This window comes from Nocardia elegans NBRC 108235 (assembly GCF_001612845.1).
In the GTDB taxonomy this organism is placed as follows: Bacteria; Actinomycetota; Actinomycetes; order Mycobacteriales; family Mycobacteriaceae; genus Nocardia; species Nocardia nova.
Map to the genome: position 1 here is coordinate 1 of NZ_BDBF01000103.1, position 3,431 is coordinate 3,431.

Below are 3,431 nucleotides of genomic sequence, written 5' to 3' on the forward strand. Positions count from 1 at the left end.
CTAGGGCTTGTATCGAAGTGGTGTGGGCGGGCCTGTGGCCCGCCCTCATTCGTGCCGCAGCCACTGGTTGATCGCCGCGACGTGGACCGTGGCCAAGTAGCGGACAGCGAGTTTGTCGTAGCGAGTCGCCACCGCGCGATGCTGTTTGAGCTGGTTGATGCCTCGCTCGACCGCATTGCGGTCGCGGTAGACGAGTTTGTCGAACGCTGGCGGACGACCACCCGACCGGCCACGATGACGCCGGTGCGCGGCCTGATCCGACGGCGTCGGGATAGTGACCTTGATCCCGTGGCGACGTGACCAGTCCCGGTTACCACGGCTGGAATACGCCTTGTCCGCCAGCACCCGCTCGGGCCGCATCCGGGCCCGTCCACCGCCGAGTTTCGGCACCGAGATCGCATCCAGCACGGCCGTGAACTGCGGACTGTCACCGGCCTGACCGGGTGTGACAAGCAGCGACAGCACCCCGCAGCCCTGCTCACACGCCAGATGCAGCTTCGTCGACCAGCCGCCCCGCGATCGGCCCAGCCCGTGATCACCCGGTTCGGGTTCACCATTCCCGCCCGGTGGTTCGGCCTGGCCGGCACTGTCACGGCGGGCACCGGCAGCATGCTGATGCGCGCGCATGATCGTGGAGTCCACACTGACCTGCCATCGGATCGAGCCTGCCGCCGCGGCGAATGCTTGCAGCAGTTTCAGCAGCAGCGCCCACACGCCGGCCCGCTGCCAGCGGCGGAACAGTCCATACACCGCAGGCCAGGACCCGTACTCGGCCGGCACGTCGCGCCACGGCGATCCGACACGCACCCGCCATCGGATCCCGTTGATGAGCTGCCTTTTCGTCCATGTGGGCGGGCGTCCCGCTTTCTTGCCGCGGGGCAGCAACGGTGCCAGCCGGGCCCATTGGGCGTCGGTCAGGTCCGCGCGCCCCGTCACCGCTACGCTGGTCTCAGTGTGAGACTTCCTGTGCCGCTGTTGAAGTGGTAGACCTGCTCCGGTCGTGGGGTGACTCTTACGCTGGCTGCCGCTGGTTGGTTGGCTTTCTCGTGAATCGTCCACCGCGGCCGGAGCCGGTCCGGCCGGCGTGACTTGATAGGAGAACGAGGCCTACCCTCCCGACTGAGACGTGTCCACCGGCCGGACCTTGTCATCCGAATAGGCAAGGAGACACGGGTTTTGGTAGTGATCGGGATCGATCCTCACATGCGTAGTCACACGGCGGTGGCCGTTGACGGCACCGGCCGCAAACTCGCTCAGCTCACCATCGGCTCGAAGGCTGCCGACATCCTTCGCCTGCTCGATTGGGCACGGCAATGGGGCGACGAGCCTCGCCAGTGGGCAGTTGAAGACTGTCGACATGTTGCAGGCACGCTGGTGCGAACCCTGGTCGGTGCCGGCCAGCCGGTCGTGATGGTTCCGCCCAAATTGATGGCGCGCTCACGCAGTTCGGCCAGAACACACGGCAAGTCGGATCCGATCGACGCGCTTGCGGTGGCGCGGGCTGCGCTGCGTGAACCCGACCTCCCCGCAGCGCATCTAGATGAACAAGCGCTCGAGGTCCGGCTGCTGCTCGACCATCGCGAGGACTTGACCGCCGAACGAACCAGGATGATCAACCGGCTGCGATGGCACCTCCACGACCTGGAAATACCGGTGCAGGCAGGCCAAGCACTAAACAGCCTCAGGGCGTTGACCGAACTACTCGAACGACTCGCAGAGGCCCGGGATGGTGTCCGCACCGAGATCGCCATCGAGTTGGTCAAACGGATCCGCGCCGTGACACGACGCATCAACGAGCTGAAGCATCGAATCGAAGCTCAGGTCGCCGACATGGCTCCCGAACTGCTGAACTTACCCGGCTGCGCGGGACTCACGGCCGCCAAGATCGTCGCCGAAACGGCCGGCGCGGCCAGATTCCGGTCGTCGGCGGCGTTCGCGATGCATGCCGGCGTCGCGCCGATCCCGGTCTGGACTGGCAACCGGGCCCGGTTCCGACTCAACCGGGGTGGCAACCGACAGCTCAACGCCGCACTACATCGGATAGCGATCACCCAACTGCGAGTCCACCCGCCTGCCCGCGACCTGGTCGGGCGCCGGACAGCAGGAGGCAAATCCAAAAGCGAAGCACTCAGGGTCCTCAAACGCCACCTCGCGGACGTCGTCTACCACCGACTTCGACAACACCCCTCACCCTCGACTTGCCAAACGGCGGCCGCTTGACATAGGAGATTCACGAGAACGGCCGCTCCGATCGGAGCGGCCGTTTCCGTTCGAACGTCAATGGGGCGCGAAGTTATCTGCGCAGGTGGTGGCTCACGTCGCCGATGAGGTCCATGGTGACCGCGCGTTGCGCGAATGCCCACTGTCCGGCGGGGCGGTGGAAGCGGTCGTCGTAGCGGCCGCTGACGATGGGTTGCAGTGGTAGGTCGGGGGTGGCCTGCAGGACGGTGAAGTACGACCTGCCGGTCGCGGTGTCCTCGGCCTCGTCGACCTCGATCACCAGGTTGGTGACCAGGTGTTTCGTGCGGGGAGTGCCGTCGTCGTAGCGGATCACGGTGCCGGACAGCATCTTCTCCACGGCGGCACTGCCCTCGATCATTCCGGCGCTGCCGCCGAAGGAGCCCGTGGCGAACAGGGCGCCGACGCCTGCGAAATCGCCCTGGTCGACCAGGAGGGCGTAGTCGGCGATCAGGCGTTCGATCGCTCGGTAACTCGGTATTGCGGAATCAGGCACGTTTCAGAAGATTCCCACGAACGGGTTGCCGCCGTGCAGGAAAATCCACCCAGCGGCCGCTGCCCCGAGCGCCAGGACCAGGCAGACGAACGAACCCCACGACGGGCGGACGGCCCAGCCGCGGTTGCGGTCGAACGACAGGCGGCCGGGGCCGGTGAGGATCAGCGAGGCCGCCGCGCCGGCGAGGATCGACTCCAATTCGACCGGGCGGTACTGGAAGTCGGGAGCCATGCCCTGCTTCCACAGCCACGCGGTCGAGATCGAGGCCAGGACTGCGCCGGCCGCGAGCGGAGTGGCCAGACCGAGGATGATCAGCGCGCCGCCACCGACCTCGGACACGGTGAGCATCGCGGTGGACAGCTCGATGTGCTTCCAGCCGCCTTGCTCGAGCATGTGCCGGGTGCCGTCCAGACCGGGGCCGTGGAACCAGCCCGCCAGCTTCTGCAGGCCGTGGTAGAGGAAGGTGAGGCCGACGGTCAGGCGCAGGCCCAGCAGACCCAGATCCAGTGTGCCGCGGCGATATTCGCGCGGGCGACGGAGCCGCTCGGTGTCGCCGTTGGCCCGCGCGGGCGGGATGGTGGCGAAGGCGTAGGTGGGCGCTTCCGAGGCGGCCGGCTCGGCGCCGGGCGGCACGGTGTCAGGATGCTCGGCGCCGGGGTGCCCAGCGCCGGCATGTTCGGTACCGGGGTGCTCGGTG

Annotated in this window: 4 protein-coding genes; 1 reads left to right on the plus strand and 3 read right to left on the minus strand. The window is 67.2% G+C overall.

All coding sequences use genetic code 11. From position 1 onward, the window contains the following. Positions 1-45: 45 nt before the first annotated feature. A complete protein-coding gene (locus NE2_RS34335) occupies positions 46-936 on the minus strand; it encodes an IS5 family transposase (protein WP_063032905.1) in 891 nt (296 codons plus the stop codon). Positions 937-1,176: 240 nt separating this feature from the next. Here NE2_RS34335 and NE2_RS34340 point away from each other — a divergent pair, with 240 nt between their 5' ends. Next, entirely contained in the window at positions 1,177-2,220 is a 1,044-nt protein-coding gene (locus NE2_RS34340; RefSeq protein ID WP_063032907.1) for an IS110 family RNA-guided transposase, read from the plus strand. Positions 2,221-2,293: 73 nt separating this feature from the next. On the opposite strand, the gene NE2_RS34345 is transcribed toward NE2_RS34340, so the two are convergent. Together NE2_RS34345 and NE2_RS34350 are read right to left on the minus strand one after the other, a co-directional pair. After that, positions 2,294-2,734 (minus strand): nuclear transport factor 2 family protein, encoded by a 441-nt coding sequence (locus NE2_RS34345; protein WP_084494530.1) that lies wholly within the window; start codon positions 2,732-2,734, stop codon positions 2,294-2,296. A 3-nt stretch (positions 2,735-2,737) separates the two neighbouring features. Then, on the minus strand, positions 2,738-3,431 hold a 694-nt coding region (locus NE2_RS34350; RefSeq protein WP_157111002.1), incomplete at its 5' end, for a DoxX family protein.